The sequence below is a fragment of the Pseudomonadota bacterium genome (assembly GCA_013285465.1).
GTDB lineage: Bacteria > Pseudomonadota > Alphaproteobacteria > Micavibrionales > CSBR16-224 > CSBR16-224.
Window position 1 is genome coordinate 2,355,068 of record CP053449.1, and the last position, 23,421, is coordinate 2,378,488.

The 23,421-nt window shown below is 51.6% G+C and carries 18 protein-coding genes; 9 read left to right on the plus strand and 9 right to left on the minus strand.

All coding sequences use genetic code 11. The features are described 5' to 3' along the window. Window positions 1–49: 49 nt before the first annotated feature. Complete coding sequence (locus HND56_11330) at window positions 50–2,284, plus strand: M3 family metallopeptidase (protein QKK06241.1); 2,235 nt, start codon at window positions 50–52, stop codon at window positions 2,282–2,284. Between the two features lie 136 nt (window positions 2,285–2,420). On the opposite strand, the gene HND56_11335 is transcribed toward HND56_11330, so the two are convergent. Both HND56_11335 and HND56_11340 read right to left on the minus strand, forming a co-directional pair. Then, the gene (locus HND56_11335) at window positions 2,421–3,527 is read right to left on the minus strand and encodes a DUF2336 domain-containing protein (protein QKK06242.1); all 1,107 of its coding nucleotides are present in this window, start codon (window positions 3,525–3,527) and stop codon (window positions 2,421–2,423) included. 241 nt (window positions 3,528–3,768) lie between these two features. After that, a complete protein-coding gene (locus tag HND56_11340) occupies window positions 3,769–5,109 on the minus strand; it encodes a glutamate--tRNA ligase (protein ID QKK06243.1) in 1,341 nt (446 codons plus the stop codon). Window positions 5,110–5,310: 201 nt separating this feature from the next. Here HND56_11340 and HND56_11345 point away from each other — a divergent pair, with 201 nt between their 5' ends. Further along, entirely contained in the window at window positions 5,311–6,396 is a 1,086-nt protein-coding gene (locus HND56_11345) for a hypothetical protein (GenBank protein QKK06244.1), read from the plus strand. A 77-nt stretch (window positions 6,397–6,473) separates the two neighbouring features. Here HND56_11345 and HND56_11350 read toward each other — a convergent pair whose 3' ends face one another. After that, on the minus strand, window positions 6,474–7,394 hold the full coding sequence (locus tag HND56_11350) for an elongation factor Ts (protein ID QKK06245.1): 921 nt from the start codon (window positions 7,392–7,394) through the stop codon (window positions 6,474–6,476). Window positions 7,395–7,452: 58 nt separating this feature from the next. Then, on the minus strand, window positions 7,453–8,361 hold the full coding sequence (rpsB, locus tag HND56_11355) for a 30S ribosomal protein S2 (protein ID QKK06246.1): 909 nt from the start codon (window positions 8,359–8,361) through the stop codon (window positions 7,453–7,455). Between the two features lie 679 nt (window positions 8,362–9,040). Here rpsB and HND56_11360 point away from each other — a divergent pair. After that, window positions 9,041–10,780, plus strand: coding sequence for a hypothetical protein (locus tag HND56_11360; protein QKK06247.1), 1,740 nt, complete (start codon window positions 9,041–9,043; stop codon window positions 10,778–10,780). Window positions 10,781–10,944: 164 nt separating this feature from the next. On the opposite strand, the gene HND56_11365 is transcribed toward HND56_11360, so the two are convergent. Further along, complete coding sequence (locus tag HND56_11365) at window positions 10,945–11,433, minus strand: glycine zipper 2TM domain-containing protein (protein QKK06248.1); 489 nt, start codon at window positions 11,431–11,433, stop codon at window positions 10,945–10,947. A gap of 80 nt (window positions 11,434–11,513) precedes the next feature. Between HND56_11365 and pdxH the strand changes: the two genes are divergently transcribed. The 6 genes from pdxH to HND56_11395 all read left to right on the plus strand — a co-directional run bounded on the left by pdxH (window position 11,514) and on the right by HND56_11395 (window position 17,178). Next, complete coding sequence (gene pdxH, locus HND56_11370; GenBank protein ID QKK06249.1) at window positions 11,514–12,152, plus strand: pyridoxamine 5'-phosphate oxidase; 639 nt, start codon at window positions 11,514–11,516, stop codon at window positions 12,150–12,152. 8 nt (window positions 12,153–12,160) lie between these two features. Then, complete coding sequence (locus HND56_11375; GenBank protein ID QKK06250.1) at window positions 12,161–13,159, plus strand: threonylcarbamoyl-AMP synthase; 999 nt, start codon at window positions 12,161–12,163, stop codon at window positions 13,157–13,159. An 18-nt stretch (window positions 13,160–13,177) separates the two neighbouring features. Next, window positions 13,178–14,353 carry a phosphoglycerate kinase gene (locus HND56_11380; protein QKK06251.1) on the plus strand — a complete coding sequence of 392 codons (1,176 nt, stop codon included), beginning with the start codon at window positions 13,178–13,180 and terminating at the stop codon, window positions 14,351–14,353. Between the two features lie 69 nt (window positions 14,354–14,422). Further along, on the plus strand, window positions 14,423–15,046 hold the full coding sequence (locus tag HND56_11385; protein QKK06252.1) for an ankyrin repeat domain-containing protein: 624 nt from the start codon (window positions 14,423–14,425) through the stop codon (window positions 15,044–15,046). A 119-nt stretch (window positions 15,047–15,165) separates the two neighbouring features. Beyond that, window positions 15,166–15,783, plus strand: coding sequence for a thymidine kinase (locus HND56_11390; protein ID QKK06253.1), 618 nt, complete (start codon window positions 15,166–15,168; stop codon window positions 15,781–15,783). An 84-nt stretch (window positions 15,784–15,867) separates the two neighbouring features. After that, a complete protein-coding gene (locus tag HND56_11395; protein QKK06254.1) occupies window positions 15,868–17,178 on the plus strand; it encodes a hypothetical protein in 1,311 nt (436 codons plus the stop codon). Between the two features lie 78 nt (window positions 17,179–17,256). Here the strand turns inward: HND56_11395 and HND56_11400 are convergent, their stop codons facing one another. From HND56_11400 to HND56_11415, 4 genes are all read right to left on the minus strand, one after another. Next, entirely contained in the window at window positions 17,257–18,393 is a 1,137-nt protein-coding gene (locus HND56_11400) for a bifunctional 2-methylcitrate synthase/citrate synthase (protein QKK06255.1), read from the minus strand. Between the two features lie 310 nt (window positions 18,394–18,703). Then, entirely contained in the window at window positions 18,704–19,225 is a 522-nt protein-coding gene (locus HND56_11405) for a hypothetical protein (protein ID QKK06256.1), read from the minus strand. An 80-nt stretch (window positions 19,226–19,305) separates the two neighbouring features. Continuing rightward, window positions 19,306–19,911: a DUF4402 domain-containing protein gene (locus HND56_11410; GenBank protein QKK06257.1), complete on the minus strand. Its 606-nt coding sequence runs from the start codon at window positions 19,909–19,911 to the stop codon at window positions 19,306–19,308. Between the two features lie 359 nt (window positions 19,912–20,270). Next, window positions 20,271–23,114: a carboxypeptidase regulatory-like domain-containing protein gene (locus tag HND56_11415; protein QKK06258.1), complete on the minus strand. Its 2,844-nt coding sequence runs from the start codon at window positions 23,112–23,114 to the stop codon at window positions 20,271–20,273. Window positions 23,115–23,421: the final 307 nt, after the last annotated feature.

Genomic DNA, 23,421 nt, shown 5'->3' on the forward strand with positions numbered 1-23,421 from the left:
GTTAAGTTTTCTGCGTTAAGATAAGAAAAAATTAAAGGAGAGAAAAACGATGGCTGTACAAAAACCGCTGAATAATCCGTTGGTTGATAAATCCCCGCACAAGAATGATGTGCCGCCGCTGGATAAAATTAAACCGGAACATTTCCTGCCCGCAATGGATTGGGCAATTGCCGAAGCGGAAAAAGACCTGCAGGCCATCAAAGATGTCAAAGACCCCGATTTCGACAATGTCATCGCCGCATTTGATGATGCGGGCGCGGCATTATCCCGCGTTGCCGGTGTTTTCTTCAGTTTCGACAGTGTTGTTGCGACCGAGGAAATCAAGGAACTGGGCGAGGAAATCAAAACAAAATTCGTCCAGTTTGAAACCAAAAAATCTCTGGATGAGGATTTGTTCAAACAAATCAAAGCCGTCCATGACAAAAAAGACGAACTGCTCCTCTCCCCCGATCAGGAATTGCTGCTGGATGATATTTATAAAAGCTTCACCCGCAACGGTGCGCTGCTGAATGCGGAAGACAAAAAAACCCTCAGCGACATTGACGAAAAACTGGCACAGGCCGGCAATAAATTCGGCAAAAACGTGCTGAATGCCACCAATGCTTTTGAATATTTCGCCGATGAAAAAGAAATGGCGGGTCTGCCCGACTGGTTCAAAGAAAGCGCCGCGGAAGACGCCAAAGCCAAAGGACAGGATGGCAAATATCTTCTGACCCTGCATGCGCCCAGCGTTATTCCGGTACTGACCTATGCCGAAAACCGCGACCTCCGCGAGAAAATCTGGCGCGCCTTTTCCACCCGCGCGAAAGAACCGCCGCATGACAACAAACCGCTGGTCAAGGAAATCGTTGAGCTGCGCCACAAACGCGCACAGCTGCTGGGTTATGATACCCATGCCGATTATGTGCTGGAAGAACGCATGGCCAAAAGCAAAGATGCCGTTTTCGACATGCTGAATAATTACAAAGACACGCTGAAAGATGTCGCCAAACAGGAACATGAAGAACTGAAAGCCTTCGCCCAATCAAAAGGCGGACCGGCTGATCTGAAACCTTGGGATATCGGCTTTTATTCGGAAAAAATGGTGCAGGAGAAATTCGACTTCGACAGCGAAGAGCTGCGCCCCTATTTCCAGTTTGAAAAAGTCCGTCAGGGCGCTTTCGATGTGGCCTCGAAACTTTATGATATCAGTTTCGAGAAAAACGAAGATTACCCCGTTTATCACGAAGATGTCGAAGCCTTTGATGTGATCGACAATAAAACCGGTGATCTGATCGGCACGCTTTATACCGATTACTTCCCGCGCGACACCAAACGCGGCGGCGCATGGGAAAACACCTACCGTTCCCAGGAACGCAATGCCGACGGCAGCCGCAAGCCGCCGATTGTCGGCAATCACGGCAATTTCACAAAGCCGATAAAAGCGCGTAAGCTGACGGAAGAGGAAAAGGCCGAATGGCTGGAAAAAGGTCGGAATCCCGAATTTGACCGCTCATTGAAGGACAAACCTGCGCTGTTGTCGCTGGATGAAGTTCTGACCCTGTTCCATGAATTCGGTCACGGGTTGCACGATCTGATGTCAAATACGCAGTATAAATCACAGGCCGGCACCAATGTGAAATGGGATTTTGTCGAGCTGCCTTCACAGCTGATGGAAAACTGGGCAAAAGACGAGGAAGTCCTCGCCATGTTCGCCAAACACTATCTGGCCGGAGAAACGGTTTATGCTGATGACGGCTCCGACAAACTGGAGACGATCAAAGGAGATCTGCCGAAAGAGTTGATCAAAAAAATGCATGATGCGGATAATTTCCGCGCCGCCTCCGGCTTTATGCGCCAGTTGCAGCTGGCAACGCTGGATATGATGTGGCATACGACCGACCCGTCAAAAATCGACGATGTCGAAGCCTTCGAGCGCGAAGTCTGCAAGGATTTCTATATCCTGCCGCCTGAAGGCGGGCTGACCTCAACCTCTTTCACCCATATTTTCGACGGCGGCTATTCCGCCGGCTATTACAGCTATAAATGGGCGGAAATCCTTGATGCCGACGCTTTTGAAGCCTTCAAGGAAAAGGGGCTGTTTGACGATGACACCGCACAAAAATTTCGCAAGCTGATTTCCAGCGGCGGATCAAAAGACCCGGGAGAACTTTACGAGGACTTCCGCGGGCGGGCCGCAGATCCGAATGCGCTGCTGCGCCGTGACGGGTTACTGCCTGAAAATGATAACGATAACCGGAAAAAGCAGCCGGTGTCTCCTGCCCGGAAGCACCCGAAGCCCTGATTATCTAAATAAGACAAAAAAACACCCGCTATCAAGCGGGTGTTTTACTTTTGCCTTGCGGGCATCTTCACGCGGCACAACCGCAAAAGCGGCTCACTGCGATCTGCCCTTTTCCTGCCCTCTCGCTAGGAACCCGTCAAAAGCTTACGCCTCTGTCCTCATCATCTTCACCGGCATCATCCGCCGCCATTTCTTCTTCAATGGTTTTTTTCCAGCTTTTGATCACCCGTTTTGCATCATCCGCCGACACATTGTCAAAGAAATGGATAATTTTCAAAAGATTGCTTTGGTCAACATTACGCTCTTTCGAGTGCATCGCACCGCTGAGCAAATATAATGTCGCAAATTCCGTTTTCACAATGCCGAGTGACCGGCAGACCAGCGCAAAGGCTTTCCCCGAATCGCGTTCGATAATCCTTTTAAAGACAGGAACATCCATATCCGTCCACACCGACAGAAGTGCCACAAAAAACGGCAACTGGCCGCGGCGCAATGTCCGCGTTAACAGTCCCGTACTCATTTCCTCGCGGTCGCGGAAAGAACGTGCCAGATTCAGCATTTCTTCCGTCACATCCCAGGGACGGTGGCCACCCTTGTGCAATTCGTCCAGCAAGCCCTCAATGGTTTTATCAAGCAGCTGCTGATTAATATTGTAGTCGTTCAGAATTCTTTTACGCAATTCCTGCGATACGAACATATAAAGCGTCAAGGCAATGTCGTTACTGACCTCGGGCCGGTTTAAAAGCGGCATATGCAGCCTGTCGGAGCGCAGTGCCAAGACGCTTAAATCATGCATATTATCCTGTGACAAAGACGCCGTCAGATTACCGACCAATGTGATTGCCGTTTCAATATCTCCCGTACCGATCAGGCTTTCCGCCACAGTGGGGCCAAGATTCTCGCGTTGGGCAATCGTGCGCCAATGTTGCTGGCCTTTGCTTTGCACAACAGCTGCCAAATCCAGCTCACTGATATGTTTGCTTTTCAACAACACATGCGATGCAACGGCGATATCATCATGGGCAACGCGCAAATCAATCTCCGCCTGCTGCAGAAGCAGCATCAAAACATCATTGGCAATCTGCCGTTCAATATTTGACAAATCACCATCCGCATAGATATCCGTGATTTCCTGTGTCAGCTTTGTATAGGATTCTTCGCTTCTCTCCTTGGCGTAATCAAGAAGCCGCTTTGCATCCACTTTGGGCAATTTCTGTTTTACTTCTTCAAAAACGATATCCACATCGTATCCCCTTATGCGTGTCCCGTCGATTTCATTACCTGAAATGCTATAGACCGCATCTCCGGTACACCGATTCTCCTTACACCACTCCTTACAAGCGACTCACAATACTACATTCTCATTATACATAATCTACTTTAAATGAAGATTAAACTTTAACGGTATTTATCTAAAATTTTATCTATTACGCAGAAAGCGTAAAGGAGGGTACGGTCGGCCACTTGTGTTAAAGCGGGGAGCTTTAAGCGGCTGACTGTAAACGTTTGAGAACACGGTCGCGACCGATCAGCAGCAGCAGATCCTTCAGCTCCGGCCCATGATTTTGTCCCGTGATTGCCGCACGCAGGGGCATAAAGAGGTCTTTACCTTTGCGTCCGGTCTTTTCTTTGATGGCATTCGCCCATTCCATCCATGTTTCTTCCGTCCATGGCGTTTGCGGCAGTAATTCCGCAGCAACTGCCGCAAATTCCGTATCTTCGATCACCGGCTCGACAGGACCGTTGGCCACTTGCCACCATTCCTTCACATCAGACAGTTTTTCGATATTCGGACGCACCGTCAGCCAGAATGCTTCATCCGCATCCGTGACTCCCATCGCAGCCAACCGGTCTTTGACATCATCAAATGCCAGCCCGTGCAGAATTTTGGCGTTCAGACGGTAAACATCTTCAATATTGAATTTCGGCAGGCTGCGCGAGAATTTCGAGAAATCGAAATTGGCAATCGCCTCATCCAGCGTTTCCACGGCCTCAATCGGGTCAGAGGTACCGATCCGCGACAGCAGACTGACCAGCGCCATCGGCTCCAACCCTGTTGTTTCACGCAGATCGCGCAAATTCAGGGAACCGATGCGTTTGGACAGCTTCTCGCCCTCTTTCCCCGACAGTAGCGTAATATGTGCAAATCCGGGCGGTTTTGCCCCGAAAGCCTCAAACATCTGGATATGGCAGGCGGTATTGGCGACATGGTCTTCGCCGCGCACAATATGCGTGATGCCGAAATCAATATCATCAATGACCGAGCAGATGTGATAAAGCGGCGTGCCGTCTTCACGCAGCACAACCGGGTCGGACATTGTCGCGCCGTCAAAGGCCACATCACCGCGCACGTCATCTGTCCATGTAATCGGCTCATGCAGCAGTTTAAAGCGCCAATGCGGCTTGCGGCCCTCTTTCTCATAAGCGGCAATTTTCTCATCGCTCAGCGACAAAGACGCGCGGTCATAAATCGGCGGCAATCCGCGTCCCAGCAGGGATTTCCGCTTCAAAGCCAGTTCTTCCGGTGTTTCATAACAGCGGTAAATACGGCCTGACTCTTTCAGGGTTTTAATGGCCTCTTCATAACGGTCAAGGCGTTTGCTTTGATATTCCAGCCTGTCCCAGTCCAGTCCCAGCCATTTCAAATCTTCAAAAATCGCTTCCGTGCATTCATCGCGGGAGCGTTCGACATCCGTATCGTCAATCCGCAATAAAAACGTGCCGCCGGTTTTACGGACATACAGCCACGTAATCAACGCGGTTCTGGCATTACCGATATGAAGAAAGCCTGTCGGGCTGGGGGCAAATCGCGTAGCGGCGCTCATTTCTTGCTTTTCCTGTTCTTATCCTGTAGGGTGCATGTCCTGCGTTGACGCTGGCACCGTGATAGCATAAGCCATTATAAAACAAAAGCAAGATGTAAGGTAAAGTGCCGTTTTTGCACAGAAAACCCCTGCCGGCCGTGAAGCGCACTTAAGCTTTTTGCAAAACTATGCTATAGTGCAAAAGGCGACATAGATAAAACAATGAAAAAATTGATAAAAAACATACGCCACCTCTTCGGAGGGCTGGCATCGAAAAAGAAGAAAACCGATCCGCGCGCGGAGCTGGAAAAAGCCATCGCCCGCCTTCCCGGTCTTGCACAATCCCTGAAACTGCACAATCTTGACCTGTCGAAAGAGGATGCCGTCCATGTTTTCGGCTATGGCTCCCTGCCCGGAAAGCCCCATTATCCGCCCACGGAAATGAATACCGCCTATCTGCCCGGATACCGCCGCGATTTCTGCTGCCGTAGCATTCGCTCCGGCACAAACGAGTTCAGCGGCTTGACGCTTGGCCTTGTCAAAGACAAGGAAGCCGCCGTTAAAGGCAAAATTATGAGCTATCGCGGCTTAAAAACATCCGAACTGATCGATATGCTTAACGAATTCGCTTCCCGCGAAGTGCCCTCCACCGCGATTTACGTCTTCCAAATCAAAAAAACAGTCGATGAAAACGGTCAAAAAGCCCTCGCCATTACCTGCGTTGCCGATACAAAGGCACCGGGATTTGTCGGCGATGCGCTCGGTAAGGAAGTACGCGAAGTCCTGAATGAAGAGGAACGCAAAGAAGCCAGCCTGTGGAGAAAAGCCTCGATCATCTCGCAGGCCGCAGGTTATCTGACCCAGGGCAAGCGCCACACGACCAATAAAAGCTATATGGACCGCTTTGTGCGCTACAATCTTGATAACCATCCGACAGAAATTGATGAAAATGCCGATCCGGTGCAAAAAGAACTGCAGAAAAAAGTCATTCACGGCGAAAAGCAAATGCGTGAACTGATTGATGCCGTGGACAAAATGCGCGGCATGCTGAAACCCGCCACACGAAAATGGCTGGAAAAAATAGAAGCAAAACAATGGGATCACTTCCTGAAAGACCAAAAAATTCTGGATGAAAAAGCCGCAAAACAAGCCGCAGCAAAACAGGCCGCCGCCGCGAAAGCCGCCGCCGAAAAAATCAAAAATGATCCCGACGCCCCTGAAAACAACGTGCCGCCGCCGCTGATCCCCGATGATAAGAAACTTAATCTCAGCACGCGCACGAAGGATTCCTTTTTTCCGTCTTTATAATCCCCCTTTTAAAGGCAGCATAAAAAAAGCCGCGGACAATGCCCGCGGCTTTCATATTCTATTGTTTTTCGGGGCGATCAGCCGGCCATAGAGGCCACTTCCGCTGCGAAGTCATCTTCGCCGCCCTTTTCAACGCCTTCGCCCAGCTCGTAACGGACATAACCCGTCAGCTTGACATCAGCGCCCAGATCTTTACCGGCTTTTTCAAGCACAGCCGAAACTTTGCTTTCGCCGTCGATCACATAGGTTTGCTCCAGCAGAACAACCTGCTCGTAATATTTACGGATACGGCCATCCATCATTTTCTCAACGATATCAGCCGGCTTTCCGCTGGCCAGTGCCTGTTCTTTCAGAACGGCACGCTCGCGATCCAGTGCTTCGGAATCAACATCCGCGATATTCAGTGCTTCCGGACGGGCTGCGGCAATATGCATCGCCAGTTGGCGTCCCAGCTCGGCCAGTTTATCGGCATCGGCTGTGGATTCCAGCGCAACCAGCACACCGATTTTACCGGCACCGGGGATCAGCGCATTGTGCATATAGCTGGCAATCACGCCGTTTTCAACGGACAGTTTTGCCGCACGGCGCAGCTGCATGTTCTCGCCGATTGTCGCAATCAGATCCGTCAGGCGGGATTCAACCGTTTCACCGTCCATATCAGCTGTTTTCAGCGTCTCAACCGTCTCGCCATTCGTCAGCGCCAGTTTTGCCAGCGCCACAACGAATTTCTGGAACTGCTCGTTACGGGCAACGAAATCGGTTTCGGCATTCAGCTCGACAACGGCACCGGATTTACCGTCCGTTGTAATCGCAACCAGACCTTCGGCTGCAACACGGCCGGATTTCTTCGCCGCTGCCGCCAGACCTTTTTTGCGCAGCCAGTCAATTGCCGCTTCCATGTCACCGCCGGCTTCGCCAAGCGCCTTTTTGCAATCCATCATACCCGCGCCGCTTCTTTCGCGCAGTTCTTTGACCATTGCTGCTGTAATTTCTGCCATTTTTCTTTAACCTTCCTCTTTATATATATGTATTGATCCGACTGCCGCGCCTTTAAAATCAGGCGCTGGCGGTTTTGGCTTTCACTTCCTCACCGTCTGCGGCGGGAACGGCAGCTTTGGCATCTGCGTCATCAGCAGGCTTTTCTTCGGAAGCCGCGTCTTCAGCAACCTTCTTTTCTTCTTTTTTCGCCTTTGCCGGAGCTTTCTTGCCTGTCAATACACCACCGTCTTCACGGGTACCGGTATCTTTGCCCGATGTTGCCAGTTCCATTTCCAGACCTTGCAGAATAGCCGCCACGAACAGGTCGCAATACAGTGCAATCGCGCGGGAGGCGTCATCATTGCCCGGAACCGGGAAGTCGATCTGGTCGGGATCGCAATTGGTGTCAACAACCGCAAAAACCGGAATACCCAGTTTACGCGCTTCGGCAACAGCCAGATCTTCTTTATTAATGTCCAGAATGAACAGGGCATCCGGCAGACCGCCCATTTCTTTAATACCGCCCAGCGCACGTTCCAGCTTTTCGTATTCGCGGGTCAGCTGCAGCAGTTCTTTTTTGGTCAGCGCTTTGCGCATCTCGTCATTGGCAAGCTGTGCATCCAGCTCGTGCAGACGTTTGATCGAATTGGAAACCGTTTTCCAGTTCGTCAGCATACCGCCAAGCCAGCGGTGATTGACGAAGTACTGGCCGCTGCGTGCGGCAGCTTCGGAGATTTTTTCCGCAGCCTGACGTTTCGTGCCGACGAATAATACGCGTCCGCCCGCGGCAACGATCGTGCGCAGCGCGGTCAAAGCTTCGTTGAGAAGCGGAACGGTTTTTTCAAGATCAAGAATGTGAATGTTGTTGCGGGTACCGTAAATGTAAGGTTTCATTTTCGGGTTCCAGCGGCGGACATGGTGTCCGAAATGGACGCCTGCCTCTAAAAGCTGGCGCATCGTAAAGGGAGTCTGTTGTTTTGTAGCCATTGTTCGGTTTTCCTTTCTTTACCGGTTCTCTTGAGGGTTTCCCCTCATCCTCTGCGGGAGCGGTTGTCAGTTTCCCGTGCGAATCGTTGATCTTTCGCACAAAAAACACCGGAACGGTCATAGACATTGCCTGTTTTGCAGGAATGTCAGGCCGCTTATGCGCCCGCATGTGTTTTGCTAATATAAAGGAAAGGGGCTTAATACCCCTTGTCCCGTGCGCATTATGTAGCGCAAAAAGCGGTTCTTGTCTAATGTTTTTTAAGGAAAATCACCCTTCCGGCGCGGTTTTTACGCTTTTTACCGGCGATTCTCTCCGCCATATATATCCTCCGGCACGATTCGCCTCTGCCGGGCGGCGGCAGGGGTTATGAATGATTATCGCAATACAATCTCAATAATATCTTGTGCAAGCCGCAGATTTATTATATAAATCGGGCATCTGACCCATTGACTGACGATCCTTTTTCATATTTTTTGTTGACATAATCACAAAAAACATGTAAAACGTTAATAGATCGTTAACAAGACGATTTGTTCGTCGGGATATGGATGTCCATATATTAAGGGCACAGCACCCGCACAGCAAAACGACCTTCAAAAGCGGATGATTCGCGATGCGAGCTGCGGGTGGAGGGGGAGTGAACAAGATTTCTTATTTAAGGAAAAGAGGAGAAGAGTAATGGCTGATAAAGACGATTTCGATTTTGACGAGAAAGACACCGACGCTTTTGATATGAGCGATGATGAGCTTTTCGGTGATGACGCCGAAGAACTGAAAGCGGATACTGACGATGACGAGCCGTCAGGTTCCAGCGATGAAGATTTTGGCGATGATGTCGAAGGACGCCGCGCCGAACAGGAAGCCCGTAAAAATCAATCTGTTCAAGCCCGCGAAAAAATGGGCTGGACGATCCCGAGCTACCAGCAAATGAACACCGAGCTTGCTGAAAAAGAGCCGACCCTGAAAACACTTATTCAGGATTATAAGGCGCTTCAGGCAAAGAAAAACCCGTCTGATGAAGAACAGGCAAAAATGGATGAATTGAAATCCGAAGTTGCCAATATCCGCCGCCTGCAAAAAGACATTCAGGCGATGGATGCGCATATTGATACGATTTTGGCCGCACCGGCTGATTTTGACAATATTATCAATTACGGCAGCTCGGTCACCGACCAGCTTGGCGAATTGACCGACAAGCTTTTGGAAATCCAAAGCAAATCCACGGATAAATTCACCGTCTTTAATGACACAATGTCGCAGGTTCGCGGTATTGTCGAAGACCGTGACTTTGAACAAGGCCTTGCCTTCCTGAAAGACCGTACGCTGACCAACGGTAAGCGCGTTCTGAACCAGGCAGGTGATGCAGCCAAGGAAGTCGGAAAAGTCGGTAGCGGCATTCTGAAAAGCACATGGCGCGCTTTGACATCCAAAAAAGCCGACCGTGAAGAAAAAGAGCGTACGGCAGAACTTGAGCGTGAAAACGCCCTGCTGAACGAACTTCCGGAAAAGCGGAAACAGCTGCAACAAGCTGCCGACGCCATTGAAAAACTGGAAAGAAGCTTGGTGAACCACGCTATTCAGGTTGAAAACCTCGGTAAAACAAACCTGAATGCCGTTAACGAGCTGCGCCTTTACATTGCCGCAGGTGATGAAATCCTCCGCATTTATGACGAGGAACTGATCCCGGCTGCAAAAGACCGCTTCCAACGTGAAAAAACGCCGGATTCGGAAACAACGCTGAAGAACCTGCAGACCTCTGCATCGGATTTCTTCGATCAGGTTCTTGAACTTGAAGTCGTTATGTTCCGTGCACGCCGTGACGTTCTGGAACTGGCACAACAGGCCAAAACGAACCGTGAGTACATCAAAACGATTAAAAAGATGCGCAAAAACGGTATCAACCAGTGGAAAACGGCTCTGGCAAAAGCTGCCCTGCAAGGTCAGTCGATGAAACAAGGCCGCGCAATCCTCGAACATTCACGCTTCGGCGCCGAAACGGACGATCTGTCGATCGAAATCCAGCAGGCTTCGGCAAAGAGCGCGAAAGCAATCCAGGAAAGCCGCCTGAACGAAATCAGCAACCTGCTGGACAACCAGCAAAAGCTGAAGAAAATCATCGAAGGCTCTCTGCAGAACGACGCAGATTTCGAGAAAAAACGTCTGGCCGGTCGCCAGCAACTGAAGCAGGCCGAGGAGGAATTGGCGGAACTGACGCACAAATCCAACAAAGCTCTGGCTTCAAAAGGCGACAATGTCAGCCACAAAACAGAGCGCGATACCGCGAAAACGAAAAAAGACGACGATTTCGATACCACACCGGCAACGGACGGTACGAACGACAACAACGATACGGGCGTCGACGATATCGCAGCTCAGGTTCGCAGAAACCGCAAAACCGGTGCCGGACCGAAGAAATAAGACAGACACTCCTCTGTACCGTAAGCGACCGGTTCTTGCAAAAGAGCCGGTCGTTTTCTTTGAGAGCACCCATCATTCAATCTGGGCTGCGGTGTTTCATCAAAAAGAAAAAACGGACGACATTGCTGCCGTCCGCTTTCTTAATTTTTCCGGATTACACGGTCTTAATTGACCAGAACCCATGTGCCGTCAGCCTGTTTGCAGGCTGTGCCATAGGCCGTTTCAGCCTGACCGTCCACAACGATGGTCTGCTGGTATTTACGGCAGTAATCACCGGCATTGGTATAGCCTTCTTTCACCGGCGTGATCGACCCGCGGTTACCGCTTTCCGGATTTTCCCATGTAATGGTTTCACCCATCGGCGCGGTGTAAGCCTGTTCCGTTGCGCGGCTGGCATATTGCATATCGGCACGGTCCAGAGATTTTCCGACTTCACTGCCAAGGAAGGCACCCAGAAGCGTCCCCGCACCTGTTGCCCAAAGCTGGCCTTTACCGCCGCCGACATTTGATCCGAGGATACCGCCGATCACCGCACCGCTGGCGGCACCGACCGTTTGTTTCGTTCCCATGCCCCATTGGCCGTTTTGCGTACAACCTGCCGCCGGCAAAGCCAGCGCAGCGACAAGAGCGACTGTCATTAAAGATTTTTTCATTCCTTCATTACCCCTTTTTTCAAGACAACACTGAGCATATAGTATTAAACTGATCGCGGTTTCGCAAGGGAATTTGAAAAATGTCACAGCAGACGCATAATGAAATTTTTGAGGCAAAAGGCGCAGAGCTCGACCCTTTTGCCGTCTTTGGTTTATGGCTGGAGGAAGCGAAGGAAAAAGACGGTTTTTTCGACGCCACCGCTTTTGCATTGGCCACTGCCGGAGAAAACGGCCTGCCCTCCGTACGCATGGTGCTATTGAAGGATTTTGACGCAGACGGTTTTGTTTTTTACACCAATACGCTCAGCCAGAAAGGCCGCGAACTGGCTGAAAATCCGCAGGCCGCACTTTGTTTTCACTGGAAAAATCCCGGCCGCCAGTTCCGCGCCCACGGGCCCATCATTCCGGTCACAGAGGCGGAAGCGGATGATTATTTCGCCTCCCGCCCCTATGGCAGCCGCATTGCCTCCGCCGCATCGGATCAATCCGCCCCGCTGGCGCAGCGGCAGGATTATCTGGATAAAATCGCCGCACTGAAAAAGCAATATCCCAAGGAAGACAACAACGTGCCGCGCCCGCCGCATTGGTCGGGCTACCGCATCGCACCGCTGGAAATCGAATTCTGGGAGGAAGGCAAATACCGCGCCCATCAGCGCCGCATCTTCACCCGCAGCGATGTCACCGCCACAACATGGCAATCAACGCTGCTTTACCCTTGAAATAAGTTATGAGCAAAATCTTCCCCGCCACAAAAGACGCGATTGAAAAGGCCGCCACCCTCCTGAAGGATGGTGCTGTCGTTGCTTTCCCGACCGAGACGGTTTACGGCCTTGGCGCAGATGCGACATCGGAAGAGGCTGTTTTGGGGATTTTCGCCGCCAAAAACCGCCCCGCCGTCAATCCGCTGATTGTCCATGTCACGGATTGGAAAATGGCGGAAGACTATGCCGAAACCAATGCCCGCGCAAAATTGCTGGCGGCAAGTTTCTGGCCGGGGCCGCTCAGCATTATTTTAAAACGCAAAAAAGACACAAAACTGGCGCAAGCCGTCAGCGCGGGGCTGGACTCCGTTGCCCTGCGCGCCCCCGCCCATCCTGTCGCGCAGCAATTAATCGCCGCGCTCGGGCGGCCTATTGCCGCGCCCAGCGCCAACCGCTCCGGCACGCTAAGCCCGACAAGCCCGCTGCATGTTGAAAAAAGCCTCGGTGATGCCGTGCCGATGATTCTGGCAGGCGGAAAATGCGCCATCGGGCTGGAATCAACCGTCGTTGATATGACGACGGAGACCCCCACCGTGCTGCGCGCAGGCTTTATCCTGCCCGAAAGCATTACCGCTGTTCTGGGGGAAGAGGTTCAGACAGCTTACGAATATGTCGCCGATGAAAACACCGCTGCGCCGCATTCCCCCGGACAGCTTCTCCGCCATTACGCGCCGGATACGCCGCTGCGGCTGAAAGCCGTTGATATTACAGAAGGCGAAGCCCTGCTCGCCTTCGGATCGACACGGTTTATGAGCCTGCGCGACACAGGACATGTGCCTGAGCAGGATATTTTCAATCTCAGCAAAACAGGTGATTTAACCGAAGCGGCGGCAAATCTGTTTGCCATGCTTCACGAAATCGATCAAAAAGGGTATAAAGGTATTGCCGTCATGGATATTCCCGCAACGGGGCTGGGCATTGCCGTCAATGACCGTTTGCGCCGCGCCGCACGCGCCCAACAATAAGGAAGAGGATGCAGAAAAATGACCATCAAAACACTTGAAGATCTTGGTGATCTGGGCGGCAAAACCGCAGTTTTACGCGCTGATTTCAATGTCCCGCTGAAAAACGGCATTATCGGTGACGATACCCGCATCCGCGCAACGGTGCCGACGATCAAAACCCTGCTGGAAAAAGGCGCACGTGTTGTCATTCTGTCTCATCTTGGTCGCCCTGACGGCAAACCCGCGCCGGAATATTCGCTGAAACCGCTGGTCTCCCGCCTCTCCGATCTTTTGGGCGAAGATGTCGGCTTTACCGCTGACTGCATGGATCCGCCCGCCGGACAAAAAGTCGTGCTGATGGAAAATCTGCGTTTTTACGCCGAGGAAGAAGAAAATGACCGCGCCTTTGCCGAGCGACTGGCCGCGCATGGCGATATTTTCGTCAATGACGCCTTTTCCACCGCGCACCGCGCCCATGCCTCCACCCATGCTTTGGCGGAACTGATGCCTGCCTATGCCGGACATCTGATGGCGGAGGAAATCGCCGCATTGAATGCCGCGCTGGAAGAACCAGAACGCCCCGTTGCCGCCGTTGTCGGCGGTGCGAAAGTTTCCACCAAGCTCGATGTCTTAAACCATCTGATCCATAAAACCGATGTGCTCGTGCTGGGCGGCGGCATGGCCAATACTTTTCTGGCCGCCAAAGGTTTTGCCGTCGGCAAATCCCTGCATGAACCAGATATGCTGGACACCGCCCGCAAGATCATGACGGCGGCACATGCCGCAGGCTGCAATATCGTGCTGCCCGAAGATGTCGTGGTTGCCGCGGAATTTGCCGAAAACGCACCGTCAGAGACGGTCACGGTTGATGCCATCCCCGCCGATAAAATGGCACTGGATATCGGCGAAAAATCAATCACCCATATTATTTCCGTCCTCGAAGACTGCAAAACCGTGCTGTGGAACGGCCCGATGGGAGCCTTCGAGATTCCTCCCTTTGACAAAGGCACGGTCAAAGTCGCGCAATATGTTGCCGAACGCACCGAAGACGGCACATTAACCAGTATTGCAGGCGGTGGTGATACCGTTGCGGCACTGGCGGCGGCAGAGGTGAAGGACAAATTCAGCTATGTCTCCACCGCAGGCGGCGCGTTTCTGGAATGGATCGAGGGCAAAATCCTGCCCGCCATCGCCGCGCTGGACAAAGCAGCTTAATATTGACATAACCATAATATTTGTGTAGTCTCGGTCTTCCCTGACACGAAGAAAAGACCGGACCCGTCAATGGTAAACACCTTAAATATGGCGCTTTTAAGTGCCGTTAAAAACAACGACCCCGCCGCCATTCACACGGCGTTGCAGAACGGCGCCGATCTTGAATTCCGCGATATTTCCTTTTACACGCCGCTGATCTGGGCGGCACGCGAGGGCAATGCCAAAGCCCTGCAATATCTGATTGAGCAGAATGCGGAACTGGATGCCCAGAATGAATATGGCGAAACCGCACTGATTTTCGCCACCACCACCCGCCATACGGATTGTGCAAAAATCCTGATTGCATGCGGCGCTGATCTTGACGTCAAAACTTTCAGCGGCTGCACGGCGCTGATGTGGGCGGTACAGCGCGATGACGCGCCGCTGGTTGATGCGCTGATTGCCGCAGGTGCGGGGCTCGACATCACGGATGACAGCGGCGGCACCGCCCTGACATGGGCGGCGGAGCAGAACAACCACCGCATGATTGCCAAATTACTGACCGCCGGAGCTGACCCGGAAGCGGCATATCCCGAAAAAACCGGCAAATATGCCGCCGTCTTTGCCGAAGTTGCCGCCAGAACCCTGCGCGAGAAGGCACAGAAGCACGAGAATCTGCGCAGCTATATCAAAAGACACAAACCCTCTCCCTGATTTTACCGTGCTAAAAACCGCTTTTTTACCCCCTGCCGCGGCGTTTACAGCTGTGCGCAAATATGATTGAATAAATCTGCTTCAAATCGTCACATGCAACACAAAACCAAAGGCAGGTCATGGCTTCTCTCTATTTCAAATATTCCGCGATGAATTCAGGCAAATCCACGCAATTGCTGCAAGCGCATTACAATTACCGCGAACGCGGCATGACACCGCTGGCCGTCACTGCCGCCATTGATGACCGTTACGGTATCGGCAAAATCACCGCCCGCATTGGTCTGGAGCTGCCTGCGGAGCTGTTTGCAAGCGATACCGACCTGTTTGCGATGGTCGATGATAAAATCACCGCAGGCGAGAAAATCCACGCCGTACTGGTGGATGAAGCGCAATTCCTGAACGAAGAACAGGTCGCGCAATGTGCAAAAATCGTTGATGAAATCGGCATTCCCGTCATGGCCTACGGGCTGCGCACCGATTTTCTGGGAAAATTCTTCCCCGGCTCGGAAGCGCTGATGCGTATGGCGGATAATATTGAAGAGATCAAGACCATCTGCTGGTGCGGAAGCAAAGCCACCCATACCGCCCGTATGGATGAAAACGGTACGGTCTTGAAGGAAGGCGAGCAAATCAGCATCGGCGGCAATGATGTTTATATCGCCCTGTGCCGCAAGCATCACACGGCGGGACAAAGCCATCCGGAAGAAAAACAAAGCGTTTTAAACACCGCTGCCTGATTCCGCAATATATTGACATAGTGGCAATCTATCCTTACAGTAAAACCGCTTTACAAGTAATTTTACGATAGAAGGAGAGAGCAAATGGCTGATAAGCGGGAACGCAAAACCTATACGGTTGCCCAGATCAAAGAGGAATTCTTTCAGGAATTTCCCGAACTGAAAAATACGGTCAAAATTCTCGACCCCCGCGATTATGACGGCATTGACGACATCATCGCCGATGTCCGCCCCGATTTTCAGGAAGAGGCAAAAATGCCCGGCCAAAACCCGATGCTGCCCGCCATGCGCGAAAATATGCTGCGTCAGGTGCTGAAAATGGGCGCGCCCGTTGCCATGATGCTGGGTGTTGACCCGAATGCCGATACGATCGGCGGCACAAAACGCCTTGTTTTCGGCGGCAATGAAGATTTGCATTTCGATACGCTGGTCTGGCGCGGCTTGTCCCCCGGAACAGCCAATCTGATCGCCCAGTTCGATAAGGATTTCGAAGAAAAACTGCAGGAAAAGGTCAAAGGCACCTATCACCTGCCGCCCGAGCTGGATGACCCGAATATCCTGCAAAGCTTCGTGCTCGATCACGAGCTGGGTCACGCCGCCACCGCGCATATGATCAAACAGGATAAAGCGCTGACCCATGACGTGCCGCAATATTGGGAATGTATCGCAGACAGCTATGCGCTGATCCGCCATTACCAGCGTTACGGTGAAGACAGCCAGTTCGGTGAATATTGGGCGGCTTTCCGTTCCTCTGCCGCCGTGATGGTTCCCGACCCCGTGCATTGGACGGCGGAAGCGATGGAGAAAGTCATTGATCTGAACAAACAGGGTAAAATCAAAGACCTGACCCCGAAAGAGGCGATTGATCTGGCGGTGAAAATCGCTGATGAATGCGGTTTCGGTCTGGATGAAAGCCCGAATATTTCCAAAGCTTTCGGTACCTCGCCGTTAAAAGACGCCTTTATTGAAAGCGTCGGCAAAGGTGTTGTCAACACCTTGAAAGATTTGTGGAAAAAATCGAAAAATCCCGAGATCATTCCGGTCGAACAACCGGCCAATGACAAGGAAGAAGGTCTGTTTGACGGTATCCAGAAAAACTTTTTCAAACATTGCACCGACCGTCTGGACAATAAAGACAACACCGTGCGTAAAATCGGTGATATCGCGATGAAGACGCAATCTTCCGTCGTTTACCGCGTTGCGAAGGATTTCGTCAACACGGTCGAGAGAATCTGGCCCGAACTGGATGCGCAGAAACTCGCCGCTGTGAAAAAAGCCGTTAATACCCGTACGGATATCCCGAAAAGCGAACCGGGACGCTCGATGGCGGAACGCATGGCGCATGACATGAAAACGAAACATCTGCGTAACAAGAAATTCGGCAACGGTTCTTAAAAGCCGTCGTTTTTCAACAAGACAAAAAGAAACAAGCCCCGCAAATAACGGGGCTTGTTTTTTTATAATATCACCGTTTTATGCGGCTTTTTTGCGTTCTTCCGGCAGATCGCGCTGCGGCAAGCCACTGTAAAGGCTTAAAGGACGCATCAGCTTGTTATCGTCCAGCTGCTCCATAATATGCGCTGTCCAGCCCGTAATACGGCTCATCACGAAAATCGGCGTAAAGATCGGAATATCAAAACCCATCATGTAATAGGTCGGACCGACGGGAAAATCGAGATTGGGATAAATGCCTTTGCGGTCAACAAAGGTTTTTTCGAGAATATCGGAAATCTGTACCCATTTCTCGCCGCCCTTGATTTTGGCAACATCGTGATAAACCTCCGTCATATAAGGTACGCGGCTGTCACCGTTGCGGTAAACGCGGTGACCAAAACCCATAACGACTTTCTTGTTTTCCAGCGCATCATCAATCCAGCCCTGCGCCTTGGCGGGGTCATCGATTTCCAGCAGCATATGCATCACGGCCTCATTCGCACCGCCATGCAGCGGGCCTTTCAGGGAACCGATCGCCGCCGTCACCGCAGAATAGATATCCGACAATGAGGAAATCACCGTCCGTGCGGTAAAGGTGGAAGCGTTAAAGCTGTGTTCCGCATAGAAAGTCAGGGACATATCAAAGGCTTTGACGATTTCCGGCTCCGGCACTTTTTCAAAACACATATGGAAGAAATTCTCCGCCAGCGACAAATCATCGCGCGGCGCAACCGGCTCTTTACCGTTCCTGATGCGGAAATCGGCGGCAACCAGTGTCGGCAGCTGCGCCAGCATTCTCAGCGATTTCTGCAAATTGGCGGCGCGGCTGTTATCCACCCATGTCGGGTCATTTGCACCAAGAAAGCTGATGGCAGTACGCAGCGTATCCATCGGATGCGCGTCTTTATCCATCAGGCGCAGCACGTCAAGGCAAGCCTCGCTGACAGGGCGCAAAGCGCGCTCTTCTTTTTCCATTGCGGCCAGTTTCCCCGCATCGGGAAGTTCGCCATACCACAACAGATAGGCGACTTCTTCAAAACGGCAATATTTGGCAAGTTCCTGCACGGCATAGCCGCGATAGGTCAGCGTATTGGTATCCATCACAACGGTTGAAACGGCGCTGTAATCGGCATAAACCCCGGCGAGGCCTTTGCAAATAGCATCAAGTTCCGACATGGGCGTTCTCCTTCATATTTTATGATTATTTTGGCGCTAATATCGCAAGGAATCACGGTTTTGTCGAGAAAAAACGCCCCGCCGCTTCTGCGCAAGCGTAACGGAAGTAGATGACGGTGACAAACAAAAAGCCGTCATTCCCGTGCAAACGGGAATCCATCAGCCCTTGCCGTTTTCATACGCCCTATGGACTCCCGCTTTCGCGGGAGTGACGGAGAATATGGTCGCAAGCCACGCAGTCATTCCCGCGAAAGCGGGAATCCATTCGGCAATGGCGGTTTGCACGGAAATAACAGTAAAGCGGAAAAAATTAAATATAGGCGACTTCCAGAGAGATATAACGGTGTTCGCCGTTTTTCGGGAACATATCTTTTGTCATCGCAACGCCGGTATTGGCACTGTTACCGGAGCCGAATGCCTGCGGCTTGCTTGGCCCGCTACCGTCGCAGGCCAGAGATGCCGAGGCGGCGTTGCGGCGACCGGGGAAGAGCGCCTGTTCCGGAACAACATCACAGAACAAAAACGCCGTTTCACCGTCGGCACCGTGTAAAGAAACCGCCGCCTGCCGGAAAAAGACTCCGTTATCGGTGCCTTCATCCTGCGTCAGCGGCATTTGGAACTTTTCATGTTCAACTGTAATGAAAACAGCACCGCGGAACTTTGCCCGCACATCAATCTGCACAGTATCGCGGGATACAGTAATTTTTTGCGGTTGATGCCCTTTGAAATCGGCAGCATCCGTCACATGCGGCGGCAGCAGGGAAAGGAGAATACCCGTTGCCAACGCGAGAGCCGCGATTTTCGGTTTAATTCCTGTTAAGGCGCGTCGCATATTACTTACCACCCTCTCAGTCGGTTAAAGGAAGGACAAGGAAGGCATAAAACCATGCCTTTGCCCTCTTTTAATTCTGATCAAGGATAAACGACCTGAACATTAAACGGTGTACCGCCCGTTGCCGTTGAGTAATCACCATCTGTAAAAGCGACCGCCGCACCACCATCAATCCGTCCACCGAATTTGAGCTGATCCGTTCCCGATCCCAATACGTAAATATGAGGCGTTACGCTGGCAAGCCCATCACAAGCCGTAGCCGTACCAAATGCACCCGCATTATCGGTATCCGTAACTTCCAGTGAATCGACTTCAATCGAAGCACCGGCACCGTTACTCATAATTGCCGTTAAATCGCATGTGACATGAACGGTTTCGCCGGACGTACCCGTTGCGATATCAACACTACCCGCCGTTCCAGAACCTGCGGAGCTGGAAAACACACCTGCCACCGCGATACTACCATCGGTTCCCATACTAACCGTATCAGCACCGCCCGGTGCTGCAGAATATTCAATGGTACCGAAAGCAATTGGTGTCGCATTTGCCAAGGTAATCGTTTGTAAAAACTTTGCCGTCGCATCAATCGTTGTCGAGGCGGCATTTACCGCGAGAGGGAATGCCACGATTCCTGTCGCAGCGAGCATCATCAGCTTCTTGCTGTGTTTCTTGATAAACATTTCCACGGGTCTCCTTTCCGTTATATGGATTTGGTAAGACGTAAAAGACACTATATTTAAAGACTGTTTTGCCGGAAGGGGCTTAGATGTGCTATTTGGTGTCGTATTCTTCGCACCCATCCTGACAAAAGCGGCTTTACCGTCTTGCCTTTTCGGGTACTGCCCTACTATTGTATGCCAATACCCTATCTTCATTCAAGCATGGAATCCCTTTAAAAAGAGTTAATTTTTATTAACACAGCCTAAAAAATATGAAAAATTTTATCTAAATTTCAGGCAATTTTACCGCGTTTTTTATCTATTGGCGGTTTTCCGCGGTTTATAAAGGGTTTCATAACAAATAACCGCCGTATTTTTCACCTGTGTCAGGGCATGCGTTCCTCCGTATTCAGCCCGATAAAGCCGAGTTTTTCACCCGCGGGGCGTTCCGCAGCGCTGCTGCGCTCCATGATTCGCTCGCTTTCGGGAAAGCTTTGATAAAAATCAATACGATGCGGTGCAATAAACACATCACCGTCAAACCAGTCGGGCTCTTCTGACGTAAGTTTGAAAACAGGCCCCGTCCCTTCCCCGACATACCATTTGTCGCGGGTTGTGTTTTTTGGGAAAAACATCTCGTATTCTCCGATGGGAAGGGACGGGAAGACGTAAAATCCGTCATACTCCGTATAGACGCGGGCAACTTCTTCACCCTGCTTGTTTTTCAGGACAATCAGCAGATTTTCAACAGCTGTTTCCTCCTGATCGATATGGTTATAGGCTGTGACCGTCCCGCTGATTTCTCCGGTTTTCACAAGCGGGAAGTCAATCGGGCCGCTGATGCCTTGTTTACCCAGCACACGCAGCTCGTTTTTCGGTGCGCGCATATAAATATCGGGCAGGCTGGCCTCTTTCAGCAAAATACGGTTGATCGCATTGGGGGAAATACCTTTCATCGACAGCATACCGTCCGGTCCCGCCGCCATTTCGATGCCGCGCTGGGCATTGCGGAAGGCCACGCCGGGGATCAGCTCTTCACCCTCATCGCGCACGCCGTTGCCGTTACTGTCAAGGAAGGGCTGAATCATCAGATTACCGCTGGACAGATCGGCGGCATCACCGGACATTTTGTAATCGCCTTTCAGGCTTTGCGGTACAAGATTATAGGCAACATTCACCCCCGTGCGGACATCACCGTCATCATTCAGCGAGGCCGTCACACCCAGACGGTATTTCTTGAAAGTCATATCCAGTGTAGAGCTGAGCGTATTCAGCGGCGTATCACCGAAAGTACTGTTCAGGATCGTGTTCAGGAACATTTTATCGCTCAGCTGGTTTTGAAACTGGATTTCGATACTGTCCAGCGTTTGCGCATCGCTTAAATTGTAATTCAGCCTGCCGCGGAAATTCCCGATCGGCAGGCGGCGGCGGATGGTCAATGTCCCCAGCACATTATCCTGCGCATTGCTGCTGACAATATTATATTCGATTTCATTGGTCAGGCTGAAACCGAGGAACCCCGCAGAAAGGCGGTTGGTCAACACGGTTTCCGTTGTGCCGTTTTCACGCAGCTGGCGGCGGACATCAAAGCCGTAACTGCCGCTGGATAATGCGGGCAGGGAAAAATTATGCGAGAAACCCAGAAAACTCTCCCGCAGAATTTCACGCTGATTCATTGCATAGCCGCGATGTTCGGTATGACCGGCATTCCAGATAATCTGCTTGCTGAGATTCCCTGTCAGAGTAACGCTGGCCGAATGCCCGCCATCCAGACTTTGAAAGAAATTCCCCTGCGCAAACATACTTGCCCCCGACATACGAATACCGCCACCGACCCCCTGCATATCATCGGCAGCGAAAGGACCGGTGAAAAAGCCGAGATTGGCGGACAGGTTTTTGCGGATACCGTATTCGCCGATCACCGAAAAAGTCGGATCGGTATCCGGCTGCGGATTTTTGCTGGGGTCAAACAGCGGGCTGGATGATTCCAGCGCGGACACCTCGTAAACGAGCTTTCCGGGTTCCACCATATTCGCCCCCAGATAAACGCGTTCGAATTTCTCGCGTTTCTGGCCGTTCGGGCCGTAGAAAACCAGACGGAACAGGTTAAAACCCTGCCTAAGCGGCAAGGCTTGAAAACTGTAACGCCCGTCACTGCCGATGGTAAAGAAATCCACCAGCCGCTCATCCTGATAAACCTCCATATCCCAGCCGACTTCACCAAAACCTTCCAGCAGGTAACGGTCAGGGTCACGGACAAAATTTGCCGGACGGTTGCTCAGCGTCACGCCGCGCCCGCGCTGGCTGCCGCCGGCCAGAGGAAAATTATAGGCGGTCGTATCGCCGATTTCGATCTCCGTAGCCTTCAAAGGGCCGAGAAGATTTCCGTCCAGATCGGTTTTTGACAGCGTGAATTCGGCATTCTGCAGCTGGTTATCCCCGTCGGAAGCGGTCGTCAGCCCGATACCGCTGCGCATATCCATATAAAGAAAATCGCCTTGCAGCTGCAGGGAATGGTTGGAATTATGTGTGGACACACCGCCGGTTTTTGCCGCGCTCATATTATGATTAACGCTGATATTCGGCGGCGCGAATTTGCGGTGCGGCAGGCGGATAACGCTGTCATCAAGTTTCAGGGTCGGCGGTGCCGATACCATTCTGGCGCGTTCCCATTTTTCACGGCGGGCGGCTTCCTCCTGAAACGGCAGTGCCTCCTCCGTGGAAAGATACAGCGCCAATTCGTTGAATTTGAAAATCAGATTGATCGGGAACCATTTTTCCAGCAGCCTTTTATTGACGTAAATATCATCTTCATGCAGCTCGACCTTATCCTGCCCTTCCAGCACAATTTCCTGCCCGCCGATCGTGATGCTGCCGAACGGGTATTTCAAGGAAAATGTGTTTTCCTCCCGCACGAACCAGCCTTGCGCCCGTCCCGTTGCGGGCGTGACCTCAATCGGGAATCCGAGCATCTCCGACAAAACACCCAGCGGTATCAGAATATCGTCTTCATCAAGATAAACCAGAAAGCCTTCATTCAGCAGCTGGTCATCCACCACCAGCGCCACAATCAGTAACTGGTCATCGGGCCTTTCGGTAAATTGCAGCTTTCCGGGTTTTTCCTCCACAGCGGTAATACTGTCAAGATCCCGGTAGGCTTCCGTACTGTCATCGGTGTTAAAACCCAGAAAACCGCCATTCTGCTGCTGCGCCGCCGGTGTTTCAGGCAAAAAAGGGTCCTGTGCCGTTGCAGATGTTGCAAAGGCGCAGAACAAGGCTATCATCAGCCCGAATGCAAGGACGGACCTAACGGCGCATGAAACGCGCCCGGTCCCGCACAGATATGTCATCGTCTAAAACAGACTTTGCTTCGATATACGATTTTTAAAACCGCAGAACGCGGCTTTAAGATATTTTTCCCGCAACCAGAATAACAAAAAAGCGAATCGAATACAAATATATGTTTTTTCACAGTCTTTCCGCGAAAAAAACAGGCCGTAAAATATTTCCGCTGGAAGCAGGAGGAAAGCTGCGCTA